This window comes from Acinetobacter sp. FDAARGOS_515 (genome assembly GCF_003938865.1).
Lineage (GTDB): Bacteria > Pseudomonadota > Gammaproteobacteria > Pseudomonadales > Moraxellaceae > Acinetobacter > Acinetobacter ursingii.
In genome coordinates this window covers 3005781-3023326 of record NZ_RKIX01000003.1, presented here as the reverse complement: position 1 = coordinate 3023326, position 17546 = coordinate 3005781, and the positions used below count along the sequence as shown (strand labels likewise).

At 39.3% G+C, this 17546-nt stretch carries 17 protein-coding genes; 8 read left to right on the top strand and 9 right to left on the bottom strand.

The genetic code is table 11. The annotated features are described in order from the left end of the window. Positions 1-9: 9 nt before the first annotated feature. Complete coding sequence (queG, locus tag EGS47_RS16110) at positions 10-1119, bottom strand: tRNA epoxyqueuosine(34) reductase QueG (RefSeq protein WP_005004154.1); 1110 nt, start codon at positions 1117-1119, stop codon at positions 10-12. 28 nt (positions 1120-1147) lie between these two features. On the opposite strand from queG, the gene EGS47_RS16105 reads away from it, so the two are divergent. Next, positions 1148-2635: an NAD(P)H-hydrate dehydratase gene (locus EGS47_RS16105; protein WP_005004156.1), complete on the top strand. Its 1488-nt coding sequence runs from the start codon at positions 1148-1150 to the stop codon at positions 2633-2635. A 6-nt stretch (positions 2636-2641) separates the two neighbouring features. On the opposite strand, the gene ruvC is transcribed toward EGS47_RS16105, so the two are convergent. Further along, positions 2642-3187, bottom strand: a complete 546-nt coding sequence (gene ruvC, locus EGS47_RS16100; protein ID WP_035272289.1) for a crossover junction endodeoxyribonuclease RuvC — start codon at positions 3185-3187, stop codon at positions 2642-2644. 124 nt (positions 3188-3311) lie between these two features. Here ruvC and EGS47_RS16095 point away from each other — a divergent pair, with 124 nt between their 5' ends. After that, entirely contained in the window at positions 3312-3878 is a 567-nt protein-coding gene (locus tag EGS47_RS16095; protein WP_005004159.1) for an FxsA family protein, read from the top strand. A gap of 77 nt (positions 3879-3955) precedes the next feature. On the opposite strand, the gene EGS47_RS16090 is transcribed toward EGS47_RS16095, so the two are convergent. Further along, positions 3956-5347, bottom strand: coding sequence for an LLM class flavin-dependent oxidoreductase (locus tag EGS47_RS16090; protein ID WP_005004160.1), 1392 nt, complete (start codon positions 5345-5347; stop codon positions 3956-3958). A gap of 131 nt (positions 5348-5478) precedes the next feature. Then, complete coding sequence (locus EGS47_RS16085) at positions 5479-5673, bottom strand: hypothetical protein (RefSeq protein ID WP_005004167.1); 195 nt, start codon at positions 5671-5673, stop codon at positions 5479-5481. Positions 5674-5919: 246 nt separating this feature from the next. Between EGS47_RS16085 and EGS47_RS16080 the strand changes: the two genes are divergently transcribed. Continuing rightward, positions 5920-6168 (top strand): hypothetical protein, encoded by a 249-nt coding sequence (locus tag EGS47_RS16080; protein WP_005004169.1) that lies wholly within the window; start codon positions 5920-5922, stop codon positions 6166-6168. A 110-nt stretch (positions 6169-6278) separates the two neighbouring features. Here EGS47_RS16080 and metK read toward each other — a convergent pair whose 3' ends face one another. After that, positions 6279-7445, bottom strand: a complete 1167-nt coding sequence (gene metK, locus EGS47_RS16075; protein ID WP_004989187.1) for a methionine adenosyltransferase — start codon at positions 7443-7445, stop codon at positions 6279-6281. Between the two features lie 795 nt (positions 7446-8240). Here metK and tkt point away from each other — a divergent pair. Both tkt and EGS47_RS16065 read left to right on the top strand, forming a co-directional pair. Then, entirely contained in the window at positions 8241-10229 is a 1989-nt protein-coding gene (gene tkt / locus EGS47_RS16070; protein ID WP_005004172.1) for a transketolase, read from the top strand. 123 nt (positions 10230-10352) lie between these two features. Next, a complete protein-coding gene (locus EGS47_RS16065; RefSeq protein ID WP_005004174.1) occupies positions 10353-10637 on the top strand; it encodes a hypothetical protein in 285 nt (94 codons plus the stop codon). A 154-nt stretch (positions 10638-10791) separates the two neighbouring features. Here the strand turns inward: EGS47_RS16065 and EGS47_RS16060 are convergent, their stop codons facing one another. Continuing rightward, a complete protein-coding gene (locus EGS47_RS16060) occupies positions 10792-11202 on the bottom strand; it encodes an OsmC family protein (protein WP_171455440.1) in 411 nt (136 codons plus the stop codon). 302 nt (positions 11203-11504) lie between these two features. On the opposite strand from EGS47_RS16060, the gene EGS47_RS16055 reads away from it, so the two are divergent. Together EGS47_RS16055 and EGS47_RS16050 are read left to right on the top strand one after the other, a co-directional pair. Next, positions 11505-12086 (top strand): YceI family protein, encoded by a 582-nt coding sequence (locus EGS47_RS16055; RefSeq protein WP_004989182.1) that lies wholly within the window; start codon positions 11505-11507, stop codon positions 12084-12086. A gap of 121 nt (positions 12087-12207) precedes the next feature. Then, entirely contained in the window at positions 12208-12615 is a 408-nt protein-coding gene (locus EGS47_RS16050) for a GFA family protein (RefSeq protein WP_005004189.1), read from the top strand. 23 nt (positions 12616-12638) lie between these two features. Here EGS47_RS16050 and EGS47_RS16045 read toward each other — a convergent pair whose 3' ends face one another. Together EGS47_RS16045 and EGS47_RS16040 are read right to left on the bottom strand one after the other, a co-directional pair. After that, positions 12639-13355: a glutamine amidotransferase gene (locus EGS47_RS16045; protein WP_005004190.1), complete on the bottom strand. Its 717-nt coding sequence runs from the start codon at positions 13353-13355 to the stop codon at positions 12639-12641. 277 nt (positions 13356-13632) lie between these two features. Further along, complete coding sequence (locus tag EGS47_RS16040; protein ID WP_005004192.1) at positions 13633-15144, bottom strand: aldehyde dehydrogenase family protein; 1512 nt, start codon at positions 15142-15144, stop codon at positions 13633-13635. A 153-nt stretch (positions 15145-15297) separates the two neighbouring features. Here EGS47_RS16040 and EGS47_RS16035 point away from each other — a divergent pair, with 153 nt between their 5' ends. Beyond that, positions 15298-16482, top strand: a complete 1185-nt coding sequence (locus EGS47_RS16035) for a helix-turn-helix domain-containing protein (RefSeq protein ID WP_005004194.1) — start codon at positions 15298-15300, stop codon at positions 16480-16482. Between the two features lie 3 nt (positions 16483-16485). On the opposite strand, the gene EGS47_RS16030 is transcribed toward EGS47_RS16035, so the two are convergent. After that, positions 16486-17448, bottom strand: coding sequence for an alpha/beta hydrolase (locus EGS47_RS16030; RefSeq protein WP_005004199.1), 963 nt, complete (start codon positions 17446-17448; stop codon positions 16486-16488). Positions 17449-17546 lie beyond the last annotated feature (98 nt).

Sequence of the window (17546 nt, the reverse complement as noted above, 5' to 3'; positions counted from 1 at the left end):
CAAAAAACATCATTTTTGTTGACTTGCGAGTTGCTTTAATAATTGTTGTTCAATTGCCCAGTCAATATGTACATTTACGATATCATCATGTTGGGATTTGGCTTGTATGAGCTGTTCTACAATTAATCCAGAATAAGGTGCATTCCCCAAACCAATCGCGATATTACGCTTGAACGACTGATAACCTGTACGCCGAATCGGGCTACCTTCGGTATGTGTTAAAAAGGTTAATTCATCCCATTGCCAGATTTCAAGCAGGGAAATATCATTAAGACCATGTCGTGGATTAAAGTCAGAAATAGACGCTTTTTGGGCAAAGCTGTTCCATGGGCAAATCAATTGGCAATCATCACAGCCGAAGATTCGATTGCCAATTCCTGCACGGAGTTCTTCTGCAATGATACCTTTATATTCAATGGTTAAATAAGCAATACATCTACGTGCATCCAGCATATACGGTTCAACAATCGCTTGAGTCGGACAGATATCGATACAGGCACTGCAAGAACCACAATGTGCTGTAGCAGGTTCATCAAAAGGCAAATCGAGTGAGGTAAATAATTCACCTAACACAAAAAAAGAGCCTGATTTCTTGTGAATAAGCAGGGTATGTTTACCTGTCCAACCCATTCCTGCACTTTCAGCCAATGATTTCTCAAAGATAGGTGCTGAGTCTGCAAAAGGACGCGATTCAAATTCCCCAACTTTTTCCTTAATCTTTGAGGCAAGAGTTTTTAAACGTCCCCGCATAATTTTATGATAATCACGGCCACGTGCGTAACGAGCGATAATTGCAGAATTCGGTTCATTTGGTACATAGCGCGGTTTTGGTGTTTCTACCAGATAATTCATGCGCACACAAATGATGCTTTTTGTTCCTGGAACGAGCAATTTTGGATCTGCACGTTTTTCCAAATTTTCCTCTAAATAGTGCATATCTGCATGGTAGCCACGTTTTAAATATTCCTCAAAACGCGGCATTTCTGCTTGAGCATCTGGTTTGGCAATGACACAATCAGCAAAACCCAATGCCAAAGCCTGTTGTTTGATCCATTGTTTAAGCGCAATGGCATCATGTTGAAGAACAGGAATAGAAGCTGCTGAAGAAATAGATGACATATGCCAAGAATAATGAGGAAGAAGAACAATGCGAAGCACAGTTTACCATAGCCCTGTTTATAATCGTGAAAGTATTCAAGCATGGGAAAAGCGTTGGTTTGCACAGCACAATTCTTCTTTAGGTCTCATGCAGCAAGTGGCATGGACGATTGCTGAACGTTTGGATTTATATATTCTACAAAATAGCCTAAGTGTTAAAAAAATTGCAGTCTGGTGTGGCTCGGGAAATAATGCAGGGGATGGTTACTATACCGCTGCTTATTTGTCTCAAAAAGGATATGACGTTCAAATATTTGCAGCACCAACAGGTGATTCTTCAGATTTAAAGCAAGCGATTCTTTACGCGCAGCTTCATAAAATACAGATTGAGCCAAATTTTGCAGTTCCAGATCAATTTGATTGTCATATTGATGCGTTATTTGGAATCGGTTTAAATCGTGAGCTTGATCAAAACTGGCAAAATACGATTCAACATTTTAATCAGTTATCTGGTTTAAAAGTTGCCATTGATGTTCCAAGCGGATTGCATGCTAATACGGGTCAGACCTTACCAGTCGCAATCAAAGCCGATATTACATTCACAGCATTGGCAATAAAAGTAGGGCTGGTGACAGGTCAAGCAAAAGAATATGTGGGACAGCTAGAAGTTATTTCATTGATTCCATGTGATGAGAAACTACAGCCAGTCGCGTATCTTAGATCTTCACATATTTATTTACCCAAACGTCAGGCTTTTGGTCATAAGGGAAGCTATGGACATGTGTTAGTGGTGGGTGGTCACGCCAATATGGGCGGAGCTGTGATCATGGCGGCAGAGGCGGCTTTTCATGCAGGTGCAGGCAAAGTCACTGTAATTTGTGATGCATCACATCATTCAGCTATATTGTCACGTGCTCCAAATATTATGGTGCAAGATATTGATCAATTTGATCAGGAAAAAATTGAAGCATTACTTCGTCAGATCGATGCCGTTTGTTTTGGAATGGGCTTGGGGCGAGATGATAAGTCAGCGCAGATTTTTCAGCGATGGTTTGAAATCTTGAAAAGCCAAACTCAGCTTGAAATTGTATTGGATGCAGATGCGCTTTGGTTTTTGGCAAAACAAGAAAATATTCATTTGTCTAAGAATATGTATTTAACGCCGCATTCGGCTGAAGCAGCACGATTACTGAATACGACTGTTCAAAAAGTTGAACAAGATCGAGTGGCAGCAATTGATCAACTACAGCAGAAATATCAGGGCAATTGGGTATTGAAAGGCTCTGGCAGTTTGATTTTGGAAAATAATACGTTTTTTGTCTGCTCCACTGGTAATGCAGGGATGGGGACAGGTGGGATGGGCGATGTATTGGCAGGCATGATTGCAAGTCTAAAAGCGCAGTTCCATGCAGATATTGCACTTTCAGATATTGTCACTTTACATGGAAAGGCTGGTGATTTGTTGGCTGAAAAGGGTCAAAGAGGAATTCAGGCACAGCACATGTCAGAGGCAATTTATCAGGTTGTGAATGTTTAATTGAACTTAGCGCCTTCTACTGTTATACCGACTACGTCCACGTGCCATGCCACCCAGAGCATTTAAAACTGCCATTTTGCTCATGCTTCCAGATACATGGGCGTGGCAAATGGCAGCGGCCAGCGCATCGGCAGCATCGGCTTGAGGTTTGATCGTTAAGCTTAAAATCCGCATGACCATCATCTGGACTTGCTCTTTATCTGCTGCACCATAACCGACTACAGATTGTTTAATTTGTCGTGCGGTATATTCAGCGACTTGTAAATCCAGATTCACCAAAGCTGCAATGGCTGCACCACGTGCTTGACCTAATTTCAGAGCAGAATCAGGATTTTGTGCCATAAACACCTGTTCGACTGCGGCTTCGGTTGGGCCATGAAATTTTACAATTCGTTCAACTCCTGCAAAAATCCGTTTTAAGCGTTCAGGCATGCCCTGACTTTCCGTACGTATGGTTCCAGCGTCAATAAAACGTAGCTGAGCGCCATCTTTTTCAATGATGCCATAACCTGTAAGGCGCGAACCCGGATCAATTCCTATAATTAATGGCATAACAGACTTTAAAAATAAAAGATTGCCCATATTGTTACATAACAGCATTAAAAAATCTTGATTCAGTTGAGATCAGTGTTTAATACTGCTGCAAACATTTATTTTTGAGATAGATACGTTTTACATGAATTTATTATTGATTGTTGTTTTTGGCGCGATTCTCGAAATTGCTGTATGGATTGGTATTGCCCAATTTGTGAGCGGTTGGTATGTTTTTTTCTGGTTTATTATCGCGTTCTTTATCGGGCTAAACATGTTGCGTTCCAGTACTTCTGGGATTATGCCACAGTTGCAGCAAATGCAAATGACAGGACAACTTGGAACAGATCCCGCAGTGAGCAAAAAACTTGCCATGGCAATGGCTGGTTTTCTGCTGATGTTACCGGGAATTATCTCTGATATTTTAGCTGTTTTGATTTTGATTCCTGCTGTACAAAAAGCTTTCCAAAATGCCTTAATGAAAACTATGGCAAAACGCCAACAAGCCATGATGGATAAAATGATGGGCGGCATGATGGGAAGTGCTGGTGGTCAAGCGGGACAAAATCCTTTCGCTGATATTATGCGTCAAATGCAGGATATGCAAAATCAGCAGTCAGGAGGTCAGTATCGTGATTCAAGCGTAATCGATGGGGAAGCGCGTGAAGTCACACCAGAAGTGAAGAAAATCGAACACAAAGACAAAGATTAAAATAAGTTTGATGTGAAACGATTATATGCAAAAGCCGAATCATGTGATTCGGCTTTTTTGTAGCTTAAATGCTGATCCTAAACTGCTGCCCTGAAAAGTGATGGTCTAGTTTTGCGATAAGCTGCTCCACGATGCCAGTCTGGTAAATGAGCATTATTTTGAAATAACTTTTCTCTTAATGTGCCTTCACTGTACTGTTTTGGATAAACTCCACGTTTTTGCAATTCTGGCACGATAAAATCAACCACGTCCTGAAAACTTTGATGCGCTAAAATATAGGCGAGATTAAAACCATCAATATCGGTATCTTCAACCCATTGCTGTAATTCATCAGCTACAGTTTGTGCTGATCCAACTAAAACTGGTCCATTACCACCGACGCCAATCCAATTGGCAATTTCTTCTATGGTCCAGATACGGTTTGGATCTGCATTGACATAGGAATCAAGCAGTGACTGAATCGCATCTGTCTGGATATATTCAACTTTATCTTTAGATTGATACTGAGAAAAATCAACACCCGACCAGCCTGACAACAAAGTTAAAGCACCATCGTAGCTTGCATAGGACTGATATTCTCTAAATTTGTGTTGAGCTTTCTCATCAGTTTCATCGGTGACAATCGAAAGTAGCGCATAAATTTTTGCTGAATAAGGATCACGACCATTTTCAATCAATTTGTGGCGAATACTTTGAACAATACTTTTAGTCGCTACTTTAGATGGCGCAGCTATGAAAATACATTCTGCATTTTGACTGGCAAATGTCTGTCCGCGTCCTGAAGCTCCTGCTTGATATAGAACGGGTGTACGTTGAGGCGAAGGTTCACATATATGAATACCAGGAACCTCAAAATATTTGCCTTTATGCTTTATTGGATGCACTTTTTTAAAATCTGCAAAGACTCCCGTTTTTTTATCTGCAACAACGGCATCATTTTCCCAAGAGCCTTCCCAAAGTTTGTATAAGACTTCCAGATATTCATCTGCAATATCATATCGTTCATCATGACTGACTTGATTGGATAGACCTAAATTTTTAGAGCCACTTGCCAGATATGAAGTCACGATATTCCAGCCGACACGTCCTTTGCTTAAGTGATCCAGCGTACTCATACGTCGTGCAAAAGGATAGGGATGTTCAAATGAAATAGAGGTTGTCACTCCAAATCCCAAATGTTTTGTCACAGCAGCCATCGCAGGTACGACTTGGAGGGGATCATTGACAGGAACTTGCACTGCACCTGTCAAAGCATGTTCTGCACTTTGCTGATAAACATCATAAATACCGAGTACATCCGCCAGAAAGACACCATCAAAAATGCCTTTTTCTAGGATTTTTGCTAAATCTATCCAATATTCAAGATCTTTATATTCACGAGAACGATCTTGTGGGTGACGCCATAAACCGGGAGATTGATGGGCGATACAATTCATTTCAAAAGCATTAAATCGTATTTGTTTTGACATGACTTAACTCTATTTTTTCATGATTCATGATGAGCTTAAGTCAAAATGTGCAGGCGCTTTATATCGATTCATTCAAAGCTTTTATGATTATTTTTTTAATAAAAAATATGATGTATTAAGATATAAAAGATCTATTCGTCTGTACCTGGATTTTTCTGAGCTTCGGATGGCGTGTCAATTGTGGATTCAACATGGCTTGACTCGGCTTTTACACTAGGTTGATATTTATTTGAAGCCAGAGTGGTTTTTTCGTTTTCGGATCCTTTATATTTCCGACTACGATTAGCTCGTTCACGAAAACCACCTTTATTAATCAATTGGGTCATAATGATCAACTTCTGAGGAGTTATTAATAAATTTTAACAATTTTTTTGTGGATAATTCTATTTTTTATGTAATCTTATAAGTGGTATTTTGTTTATGTTATTGATAATTAATAAATTTATTATTTTTCGGTTTCATTGAAATCCTGTTCTGTTTCACATAGTATAAAAATATAAGGCCTAAAATGATTTAGCTGTCGCTGAACAGAATAGAAAAACAAGTTTAGAGGTCTGCGGGAGGGTTTAACTATGCTATACCAATATAACTGTGCATGTTGTAACAAGGTCGTTGCATCCACAGATAAAGAATGTCCGTATTGTGGTTCACAACACATTCGCAGCCCATACGGGTGGTGGATTTTTTGTATTGTGGGGTGTTTCGCTGTTGTGATGGTATTTAAATCAGTGCAGTTTTATATTCAGACACATGAAACTGATACGCCAGAACAAAAGTCGATACTGGATGTTTTAAATTCTAATGATAAAAAAACCAATTAACAGTCCAGTATTTAGGGAGCTATACTAATTTTTTTAGATTAACTATTTCGATCGGTTTTCATAAAAACAAGCCCGCAAATGCGGGCTTGTTTAAAATATAGAGCGAGGCTTTATAGACCAGCAGCATCCTTAAGAACGTCAACTTTATCTGTCTTTTCCCAAGTAAATGCATGATCTGTGCCTTCACGGCCAAAGTGACCATAAGCAGCAGTTTGCTTATACATCGGTTGTAACAAATTCAACATACGCGTAATACCAAATGGACGCAGATCAAAATGTTCACGTACTAAAGCAATAATCAGCTCATCATCGACTTTTGCAGTATTAAAGGTATTGATTGAAATTGAAGTAGGTTCCGCAACACCAATAGCATAACTTACCTGAATTTCACACTTATCTGCTAAGCCTGCTGCAACGATATTCTTTGCCACGTAACGACCTGCATAAGCAGCGGAGCGATCAACTTTAGATGGGTCTTTACCAGAGAAAGCACCGCCACCGTGACGTGCCATACCGCCATAAGTATCCACAATAATTTTACGGCCTGTAAGTCCACAATCCCCAACTGGACCGCCAATCACAAACATACCTGTAGGATTAATATGGAATTTGGTACCTGCATGGAACATGTCTGCTGGAATCACAGGTTTGACAATTTCTTCAATCACAGCTTCTTTAAGCTGAGTTTGAGAAATTTCAGGATCATGTTGAGTCGAAAGAACCACTGCATCCAGACGTACAGGTCGACCATTTTCATAAGCAAAAGTCACCTGACTTTTTGCATCTGGACGTAACCATGGCAACACACCTGAACGACGTAATTCAGCCTGACGTTCCATTAAACGATGCGCATAGGAAATAGGTGCTGGCATCAAGACATCAGTTTCACGACTTGCATAACCAAACATTAAACCCTGATCACCAGCACCCTGATCTTCAGGCTTTTGACGATCTACACCTTGCGCAATTTCAGGAGACTGTTTACCAATCATGTTGATCACAGCACAGGTTGAACCGTCAAAGCCAAGATCAGAATGATGATAGCCAATACCATTTACGGTTTGACGTACAATGGCTTCGAAATCTACATTGGCTGTTGTAGTGATTTCACCAGCAAGAACCACAGCGCCTGTTTTTACTAATGTTTCACAAGCAACCCGTGCGTATGGGTCTTCTCTTAAGATCGCATCCAGAATCGCATCACTAATTTGGTCAGCCATTTTATCTGGATGGCCTTCGCTTACAGATTCCGAAGTAAAAACAGCATACTCGCGCATGAAAGTCCTATCACAGTAATTTTTAAAGACATAATATGTTACATCGACTTGCCCTTTAGGACTAGCTTAACCTGACTAAATTGCGTGAATTAATTTCATTTTTGCCTTGTTTTATCTGATATGTGTATGAGTAAAACTTATATAGGCTATATAAAATGATCAGTTGTAATTGATTCTGGACAGTGCTTTAAAATTTAGTTTTTGATTTTTAAGATAGTTTTTGTTTTGATTCAAAAAAATTATCAGTTTACTCGTTATTTCTAGCCTCGAAGACAAAGAGTTTACTATTTTTTAACGAATAAATTTCTTTCGTATGTCTCTTTTATTTCTCGCTATGGGAGAAAAGTAAAGAGGGCTTATACAATGATGAAAGAAGTCTAATTACTCATCTAAGCTTTTAGTTGAATGTGATTCATTCTTTTTTTGAATAGTTGATTAAAATTCTTTTTTTTAAAGGTGCATGATTTTCTTGAAAGTTAATACGAAAAATGAACGATTTTTAATCAACTTGATAGGGTTTTAAATAAATTTAACTCATTGATTTTATTTTATTTATACTGGAATTTAGTGGATTTAAAAATAATCTATTTCGAATGCGTCTAAAAAATACAAAAATGAAAACCTGTGTATCGCTACAAAATTCGCCATTATTCAATCAAAACGACCATTTAAAAGTACGGAAAATCACGACATAGGCTTTACCCGTGCCTGTTTTTTTAAGACAATATAGCCTGTTTTTGAATCTCGATTCATGCACATCTTTTATATTCTATCGATTTATTTGGACGCTGACCTATGACGACCCCTTTAAACGAACGTCGTATTGCAAACGCAATTCGTGTATTGGCTATGGATGCTGTACAACAGGCAAACTCAGGCCATCCTGGTGCGCCAATGGGTATGGCAGACATTGCAGACGTCGTTTGGCGCGAGTTTTTAAACCATAATCCAGCCAATCCTCAATGGGTGAACCGCGACCGTTTTGTATTGTCAAATGGTCATGGTTCAATGTTGCAATATGCATTGCTACATTTAACGGGCTATGATGTTTCAATTGAAGATATCAAGCAATTTCGTCAATTACACTCTAAAACGCCAGGCCATCCAGAATTAGGCTATGCACCAGGTATTGAAACTACAACAGGTCCTTTAGGTCAGGGGATTGCCAATGCTGTAGGTTTTGCCTTAGCTGAAAAAACGCTTGCTGCACAATTTAACAAAGCTGATTTAACCGTAGTTGATCATTTTACTTATTGTTTCCTTGGTGATGGTTGCTTAATGGAAGGTGTTTCCCATGAAGCATGTTCTCTTGCAGGTACATTAGGTTTGGGTAAGTTGATTGCTTACTATGATGACAACGGTATTTCGATTGATGGTGAAGTGGAAGGCTGGTTCAGTGATGATACAGAACAACGCTTCAAATCTTATGGCTGGCAAGTGTTACGTGTTGATGGTCATGATGCAGATGCGATTCGCCAAGCAACGATTGAAGCGCAAGCTGAAACGTCTAAACCAACCATTATTATCTGCAAAACAATTATTGGTTTAGGTTCTCCAAATAAACAAGGTAAAGAAGATAGTCATGGTGCGCCACTCGGTGCAGATGAAATCAAGCTTACTCGTGAAGTGTTAGGTTGGGAAGATGAAGCTTTCGTCATTCCAACTGATATTTATGAGCATTGGGATGCCAAAGCCAAAGGCCAACAAGTTGAATCAGCTTGGGATAAAGTTTTTGCAGCGTATCAAGAAAAATATCCAACTGAAGCAGCTGAACTTTTGCGCCGTGTTTCTGGCGATTTACCTGCTGATTTTGCGGCTCAAGCAGATGCCTTTATTGCACAAACCAATGCCAAAGCTGAAACCATTGCAACTCGTAAAGCCAGCCAAAATACTTTACAGGCATTTGGGCCATTATTACCTGAATTATTGGGCGGTTCTGCTGACCTCGCAGGTTCAAACCTGACGTTGTGGAAAGGTTGTGTGGGTGTTCAGGACAATCCAGCAGGGAACTATGTACATTATGGTGTACGTGAATTTGGTATGACTGCAATTGCCAATGGTGTTGCCTTGCATGGTGGATTTATCCCTTATGTTGCAACGTTCTTGATGTTTATGGAATATGCACGTAATGCAGTACGTATGTCTGCACTGATGAAGCAGCGTGTGATCCATGTTTATACCCATGACTCAATTGGTTTGGGTGAAGATGGCCCAACTCATCAACCTGTAGAGCAGATTGCATCATTGCGTTCTACTCCAAATCTAAACACATGGCGTCCTGCGGATACCGTTGAAACGGCAATTGCATGGAAATCTGCTTTAGAGCGTAAAGATGGTCCATCTGCATTGATCTTGTCCCGTCAAAATCTGGCATTCCAAACCCGTACTGATGAGCAAATCCAAAATGCTGCAAAAGGTGGCTATGTATTGGCTCAGGAAAAAGGTGAACTTAAAGCGATTATTATTGCAACAGGTTCAGAAGTTGAACTGGCAATGAATGCTTATGCTCAACTTGAGGGTGTACGTGTAGTTTCAATGCCATGTGCAGAAGAATTTATGAAGCAAGATGCGGCTTACCGTGAAGCTGTACTTCCTTCTAACATCCGTGCTCGTGTGGCTGTAGAAGCAGCACATGTCGATTACTGGTGGAAATTTGTCGGTTTAGATGGCAAAGTGATTGGCATGACCACTTATGGTGAATCTGCGCCAGCTAAAGATCTATTTAAATTCTTTGGTATTACAACCAAAGCTGTAGTTGAAGCTGTGCAGTCTTTAACGGCCTAAAATAAACTTTAGCGAAACTTAAAGTTTGTAATCCCAGTCAATCAAAAGCTTGGCTGGGATTTTTTTTGATTCAATATTTCTATGATATATTTTTGAATAGTGTGGTTTTAATTGGAGATCGGCATGAAATTTTCATTTGTGGATTTAAATGGACACACGGTTACAGGTGACTGCGAGTTTATAGATCATCCTGCGCAGTCTATCTCTCATACCTTAGCCGCAGATATTAAAAACTCGACTGCACTTGATGGCGTGTTAGGAGAATTTAGTTTTTATCAAAAAAGTCATACGGAAAATGAGAGCGAAGTATCCAGATTTGCTGTTGATAACGAAAATAATGTCTTTCATAGTGATAAACTGCCTGATTTCGTTCAAATCGGAAGTCATTGGAAAAGTGATAACTCGTGATCAAGAAAAGTATGATTAAGAAAAGCTAGGTTAAGAGAATTATTAAAATTTTTTGTCTTTTAACCTGAGCTTTCTCAGCAACCGTTGAGCTTGATCTCAGTATTGCTGAGCACCGATAAAACTTCTCTATTCAGATAAGTGCATCAATGCAAAATCAAAAAGTCATTTCAGTCTGAATTGAAATATTTGAAGTCAATAATTTATGTACAGGACAACTTTCAGCAACTTTTAATAAACGTTTGTGCTGATCTTCAGTAAAGTTTCCTGTCAGTTTAATGTTACGTTCAATTTGATTAGAGTCAGAAGAAACGCTTTCTCCTTGAGGATTTAAAATCAAATCGACCTGTACATGTTCAAGTTGTATTTGTTTATGGTCTGCATACATTTGCAAAGTCACGGTCGTGCATGCACCTAAGGCAGAAAGAAGCAGCAAAATAGGATTAGGTGCAGAATTTTGTCCACCTTTTTCTTCAGGTTCATCGACGTACCAGACATGTCCAGAGGGATCGGTCAGCGTTACTCGATAAGGTGTTTTGGTGCTTTGAGCTTGCGCAGTGTATGACATGTAATAACCTAAGTTGATCAATAAAGTAGTATCTTTAGCATAAATCATATCGAGCTTGTTGTTATTTTGTATGTTGGCAGGCAGACTTAAAAGCATTTTTTTAATTTTATCTAAATAATATGATTTTAAATTCAGTAATATTTAAAAATATAAGCTTTATTTCAGATGAATATGATGATTTGTTAAGATAAATTAACTAAATCAAGATTGTTGCATGCTTGCAACAATTCGTCTTATAAATAACAGTGTATTAAAATCAGCAATGTATAAACTAATAACAATCCACTCAGTAGGAAATAATCATGCGTTTAAAAACATTATCACTTGGCTTGGCGGTTGCAGTTGCGAGTACATTAACTTTAGCTGCGCCAGTAGATTATAAAATTGATCCGACTCACACTGCGACTGTATTTTCATGGAACCACTTTGGTTTTTCTACACCAAGTGCCAACTTTAGCGACATTCAAGGTGTGATTAAAGTTGACAATGCAAAACCTGCAAACTCTTCTGTAGAAGTGACGATTCCCGTCAGTAGCGTTAATACAAACGTAACTGCGTTGGATAAAGAGTTTCAGGAAGAAGGCTGGTTCAATGCAGCTAAATATCCAAACATCACTTTTAAAAGTACTAAAGTTGAAACCAAAGACAAAAAACATTTCAAAATTACAGGTAACTTAACCGTTAAAGGGATTACTAAACCTGTCGTATTGGACGCTGTGTTGAATAAACAAGGCGAACATCCAATGGCAAAAGTCCCTGCAATTGGTTTCAATGCAACCACTTCATTTAATCGTTCTGAATTTGGTATCGGAAACTATGTACCAAATGTTGGTGATAAAATTACTGTAAACATTACGACTGAAGCAGAAGCTGCCAAGAAATAAAAGTTTACAGTTTGAGCAGACCCATCATGAATAAAAACACATGATGGGCTTTTTATTGTGTAGCATAATAATCAATTCTAAAAAAATGAAAACCAATTAAACATCAATAAAAGGAAACAACATGTTCGGTCAATGTTTGTGTGGATCGGTGCAATTTGAGACAAATATTCATCCAGAGCAAATCACAGTTTGTCATTGTTCTATGTGTCGAAAATGGGGAGGTGGGCCATCTTTGACTCTGGAAGTGACAGATCATTTGAAAGTGACGGGTGAAAAATCAATTGGAAAATATGCATCATCAGAATGGGCTGCGCGTTATTTCTGTAAAGAATGTGGCACCAATTTATATTACAAACTCAATGAGCGAGAATACTACAGCTTAAATGCACAATTGTTTGAGTTACCTGAACAAGCAAAAATTCATCTGGAAATTTATGTAGATCATAAACCTGCGTATTATCCATTTTTATCTTCAGCCAAGCAGATGACTGAACAAGATGTGATTGAGTTATTTTCTTCGGAAAATTAAAAGAAGGTCAAAAAGACCTTCTTTTAGCTTAATAGTTGATTTTGTTTTAAAAATTGTTTAATCACATGATATGCCGCCTGTTCAAGGTGTTGAGCATGCAGTGAATTTTCCTCACGTAACTGAGGAATTGAAAACTTACCCTGACGCAATTCACATGTATGACCAATCAGCCAACGTTCAAACATATCTTCAGCCACTTCGATATGAAACTGTAAAGCCAGTACATGCTGATCAATTGAAAATGCCTGATGTGGATAAAGGGGAGAGCTAGCAAGAAGAGTAGCATGTTGTGGTAAATCAAAGGTATCCCCATGCCAGTGTAAAACTGAGACACCTTCAAGCGGTTCTAAAATATTATGCTCAATCGGTTTAATTTCAAGTTCACCCCAACCAATTTCTTTTTGGTGACCTGCATATACTTTGGCATCCAAGGCTCTTGCAATGAGCTGTGCACCCAGGCAAATCCCTAAAGTTGGTTTTTTACTGGCAAGTCGTTGTTGAAGTAAGCGAATTTCATCCGTTAAAAAAGGGTAGTCTTCTTCCTCATAAACGCCAATTGGCCCGCCCAAAATCACGGTAAGACCTTCATAATTTAGCGCTGGAGTTAAATCATCGACACCTGCCTCGAAATAGCGAATACGAAAACCTAACTGATAAAAAATATCTTCCAGCGAACCCAAGTCTTCAAAAGCAAGGTGCTGAATAGCGTAAATCGTTTTGGAAAAAGTATGATGCGTCATAAGGATCTAAACAGCGTGTGAGTATTGTTTTACATTAAGCCAAATCATGTAAAAAGAAAACAGTACGATCAGCAGCGCTTAAAAGAAAATACGGCTAGATTTATGTTTGATGAAGAATAAAATGGCAATTCGAGTTCTTTTGAAAATAAAGAGGTGACTCAATCACCTCTATACTGAATAGACTTCTTTTATAAATCCCTTTTATTTCTTCCTATAGGAGAAAAAATAAAGAGGGATTAAACAATAATGAAAGGAGTCTAATGTTTAAAAATTGGTTTTAGAAAAAGCCCATTGGTTTGGTTGAATAACTGACCAATAAGTTTTTAGTTTGTTGATAATGATCCAGCATCATTTTGTGGTTTTCACGACCAATCCCTGATTGTTTATAACCACCAAATGCAGCATGCGCAGGATAAATGTGATAACAGTTGGTCCAGACACGACCCGCTTCAATTGCACGACCTGCACGATAAGAGGTATGCGCAGAACGAGACCAAACGCCCGCACCTAAGCCATATACGGTATCATTGGCAATGCGCATCGCATCATCAAAGTCTTTAAATGTCGTGACCGACAAGACAGGTCCGAAAATTTCTTCCTGAAAAATTTTCATATTGTTGTTGCCTTTGAAAATAGTTGGTTCAATATAAAAACCACCATCCACATCATGACGTGCATCACCGCCTGTAAGTAATTGTGCACCTTCATTACGACCTGTATCGATACAACCAATAATTTTGTCGAACTGTTGCTTGGATGCCTGCGCACCAATCATGGTGTCAGTATCTAATGGATGACCCGTTTTGATTTTTTTAACACGTTCAATTGCCATTTCAAGAAAACGATCGGCAATGCTTTCCTGAACCAATGCGCGAGAAGGACAAGTGCAAACCTCACCCTGATTCAGAGCAAACATGGCAAAACCTTCTAGGGTCTTCTCAAGGAAGTCATCTTCTCTATCCAGAATATCTTCGAAGAAAATATTGGGTGATTTGCCACCAAGCTCAAGTGTGACAGGAATGATATTTTCAGTCGCATATTGCATGATTTGTTGACCGACTTTGGTTGAACCCGTAAAGGCAATCTTTGCAATACGTGGATTGGTCGCCAATGGACGACCAACTTCTACGCCATAACCATTCACAATATTGAGTACACCCGCTGGTAAAAGATCTTGAATCAGTTCAACCAGTACCAAAATACTAACAGGCGTTTGTTCAGCAGGTTTTAGTACGATACAGTTGCCAGCAGCTAAAGCAGGTGCAAGTTTCCACGCAGCCATTAAAATCGGGAAATTCCACGGAATGATTTGACCAACGACACCTAAAGGTTCATGAAAATGGTAGGCGATGGTATCTTCATCAATCTCTGAAATGCCGCCTTCTTGTGCGCGGATACAGCCTGCAAAATAACGGAAATGATCAATCGCCAATGGAATATCCGCTGCTAGTGTTTCACGTACAGGCTTGCCGTTGTCCCATGTTTCAGCAACCGCGAGCATTTCCAGATTTGCTTCAAGACGGTCTGCAATTTTTAACAATAAATTGGAACGCGTCGTAGGTGAAGCTTTGTTCCATTGTGCTTTAGCTTTGTGGGCTGCATCTAATGCTAACTCGATATCTTCCACGCTTGAGCGCGGAATTTTTGTAAATACTTTGCCATCGACAGGAGAGATATTTTCAAAGTATTCTCCTTTTACAGGGGCAACCCATTGCCCACCAATAAAGTTTTCATATTGAGATTTAAATTGAACCTTAGAACCAGGTTGATTAGGATCGATGTAACGCATATAAATATTCCTTTGCTTATCATTGATATACATATCAAATTTGAAGCTTATACAGCTTTGGTATAAGGTACTTTTGTACACTATGCAGTTAGCATATAAAAACGAAGGTTGGAGAAAGGTTGGAGACCATGACAATTTTCAGGGAATATACAAATGGTTACAAAACAAAAGCTCAGGGAACAGCGCCACACGGTTGAGACACTTCGTCAACACAGCATTCTCAAGACAGAACAAACGAGTCAAGTCAATGAAAGTATTGCCAGCTCTTGGCAACGCTCGGTATCTGCTGCAATTCCTAAAGAACGATCTGCTGCGCCGTTATTGTCCTTAGCCCAAAAACAGCCGTCTGCACTGGATATTGCCTTGCAATATTGTGGCAATGATCTGAAACATGTAGCTGAACAATCATCCATGGTGATTGCAGTAGGGGATGTCGGTAGTACCATTATCTGGACAGCAGCAAGTCAACAGATGCGTAGTGCGGCTGAACGGGTACACTTTGTCGAAGGTGGGCAGTGGGGTGAGGAAATGGTGGGAACCAATGCATTAGCCCTATCCATCAAAACTCGCCAATCTAGTTGTGTATTTTCCAATGAACATTATATGCAGTCGGTACAAGATTGGGTCTGTTATGCTGCCCCGATTATCGATCCACATTCGAGACAATTACTGGGAGTGATCGACTTATCCACGACATGGACGAATCATAATTCTTTGGGTATTTTGGCTGCTGAACGTTGTGCCTCCATTATTCAAACAGCTTTACAGGAACAACAGCGCCAGCAATTGTATATACGGGCATTTTCTATTCCACAAGTGCTCTTTAATGGAAAAAATCTAGTGCTAACACCGCGTCAGATCGAGATTTTGAGTATTTTGGCGCTATGTCCGCAAGGTTTAAATCTGGAAACGCTACATCAGGCGCTATATGGTGAACGTAAAGTCAGTATGGGAACGCTAAAAGCTGAAATGTCGCAGTTACGCGATGTGCTTGGGGGAATGCTTGGTTCACGTCCTTATCGCTTATTGGCACATGTTGAAGCTGATTTTTTACAGGCTGAAAATGCATTGGATTCTGGTTATGTATCGTCGGCATTACAGTTATATACAGGCGTGTTCTTGGCAAAAACCGAGAGTCCATTTCTATGCGCATGGCGAGATTGTCTAGAATCACGTTTAAGTGATGCGATTTTCAAAGCCAAAGAAACTGATATGTTACTGAAACACGTGGCGCGTTTCCCTGAAGCGATTGATGCGGTCGAGCGATTAATCGAACTATTGCCGACGGATCATCCTGCCCACCAATCATTAATTAAATATCAGCAGGCAGAACAATAGATTTTAAAGCATTTTAATTTCTAACCAATCAAATAGTTGCTGATAAACCTGACTTCGAACTGGCTCAGCAGATAGTACTAAATCATGCAGACCATGATGAATGGTTTGGGTGGTTACGTCACCCTTAATTTTTCTGGCATACTTTTCGATATCTTTTACACCCAAAATTACATCGCTTTGCGTCGCTTTTTTACTCCATCTTCTTGGATTTTTGGTTTGATTCGAATGCATGACCAGTGCAGGAATTGTAAGCCGAACACCTCGATGAATTTCTTTTTGTGCAACATGAATGGCACGGATAAAACTTAACTGGACTTTCTTCATATTAGGCAGTTTCCAGTTTAAGTCAAATGACCATTCACCATAGTAATCTCGATGCAAACTAGGCACATACCATTTATTTAAACCGCTCGGAAATTTTGCTTGAGGTAGGTAACGACCAATTTGACTTAATAAAGGTACGCCTAGCGCTTTTTTTAGCGAATTCATATTAAAGTCATAAAATGGGCTATTGGCCCAGAGTGCCTTGATCAGAGGATGATCAGGATGGTGTGCAGCATATAGTGTCGCAGTGAGTCCACCTGTAGAATGACCAGCTAACACTACCTGATTGTGATGTTCCTCACCAATAATCTTAAGGGCTTCAGTAATCTCGGCATTGTATTCATTTAGATCGAGTACGTTATATAAAATCTGATGAGGAAGATGAGAGCGACCATATTTTCTCAAATCCAGCGCATAAAAATCATAACCGTGCTGATTAAATTGTTCAGCCATTTCGGTCTGAAAAAAATAATCGATAAAGCCATGAATGTATAAAACGGCTTTGGAAGTGGGTATCGCTGCTTTTTTTCTGACTAATGTCGCAATGACTTTACCTTCATAATCATCAGGAAAGTTTAAAGTCAGTTGTTGGTAGCCTTCACCTAGAATATCTGGAGTGTATTGATTCATATTTTTATTCATTTGTGTTTTAAATCATGTTGTCATCCTTGTATGAAATGTTGGTTTTGTCAATTGAAGTAAAGAAAAAAAAGAGGGAATATCTTGGAGAAATACTCCCT

Coding starts and splice junctions, on each gene's coding strand:
- queG (WP_005004154.1), bottom strand. CDS start 1,119: ATGTCATCTATTTCTTCAGCAGCTTCTATTCCTGTTCTTCAACATGAT.
- EGS47_RS16105 (WP_005004156.1), top strand. CDS start 1,148: ATGCGAAGCACAGTTTACCATAGCCCTGTTTATAATCGTGAAAGTATT.
- ruvC (WP_035272289.1), bottom strand. CDS start 3,187: ATGCCATTAATTATAGGAATTGATCCGGGTTCGCGCCTTACAGGTTAT.
- EGS47_RS16095 (WP_005004159.1), top strand. CDS start 3,312: ATGAATTTATTATTGATTGTTGTTTTTGGCGCGATTCTCGAAATTGCT.
- EGS47_RS16090 (WP_005004160.1), bottom strand. CDS start 5,347: ATGTCAAAACAAATACGATTTAATGCTTTTGAAATGAATTGTATCGCC.
- EGS47_RS16085 (WP_005004167.1), bottom strand. CDS start 5,673: ATGACCCAATTGATTAATAAAGGTGGTTTTCGTGAACGAGCTAATCGT.
- EGS47_RS16080 (WP_005004169.1), top strand. CDS start 5,920: ATGCTATACCAATATAACTGTGCATGTTGTAACAAGGTCGTTGCATCC.
- metK (WP_004989187.1), bottom strand. CDS start 7,445: ATGCGCGAGTATGCTGTTTTTACTTCGGAATCTGTAAGCGAAGGCCAT.
- tkt (WP_005004172.1), top strand. CDS start 8,241: ATGACGACCCCTTTAAACGAACGTCGTATTGCAAACGCAATTCGTGTA.
- EGS47_RS16065 (WP_005004174.1), top strand. CDS start 10,353: ATGAAATTTTCATTTGTGGATTTAAATGGACACACGGTTACAGGTGAC.
- EGS47_RS16060 (WP_171455440.1), bottom strand. CDS start 11,202: ATGTCATACACTGCGCAAGCTCAAAGCACCAAAACACCTTATCGAGTA.
- EGS47_RS16055 (WP_004989182.1), top strand. CDS start 11,505: ATGCGTTTAAAAACATTATCACTTGGCTTGGCGGTTGCAGTTGCGAGT.
- EGS47_RS16050 (WP_005004189.1), top strand. CDS start 12,208: ATGTTCGGTCAATGTTTGTGTGGATCGGTGCAATTTGAGACAAATATT.
- EGS47_RS16045 (WP_005004190.1), bottom strand. CDS start 13,355: ATGACGCATCATACTTTTTCCAAAACGATTTACGCTATTCAGCACCTT.
- EGS47_RS16040 (WP_005004192.1), bottom strand. CDS start 15,144: ATGCGTTACATCGATCCTAATCAACCTGGTTCTAAGGTTCAATTTAAA.
- EGS47_RS16035 (WP_005004194.1), top strand. CDS start 15,298: ATGGTTACAAAACAAAAGCTCAGGGAACAGCGCCACACGGTTGAGACA.
- EGS47_RS16030 (WP_005004199.1), bottom strand. CDS start 17,448: ATGAATAAAAATATGAATCAATACACTCCAGATATTCTAGGTGAAGGC.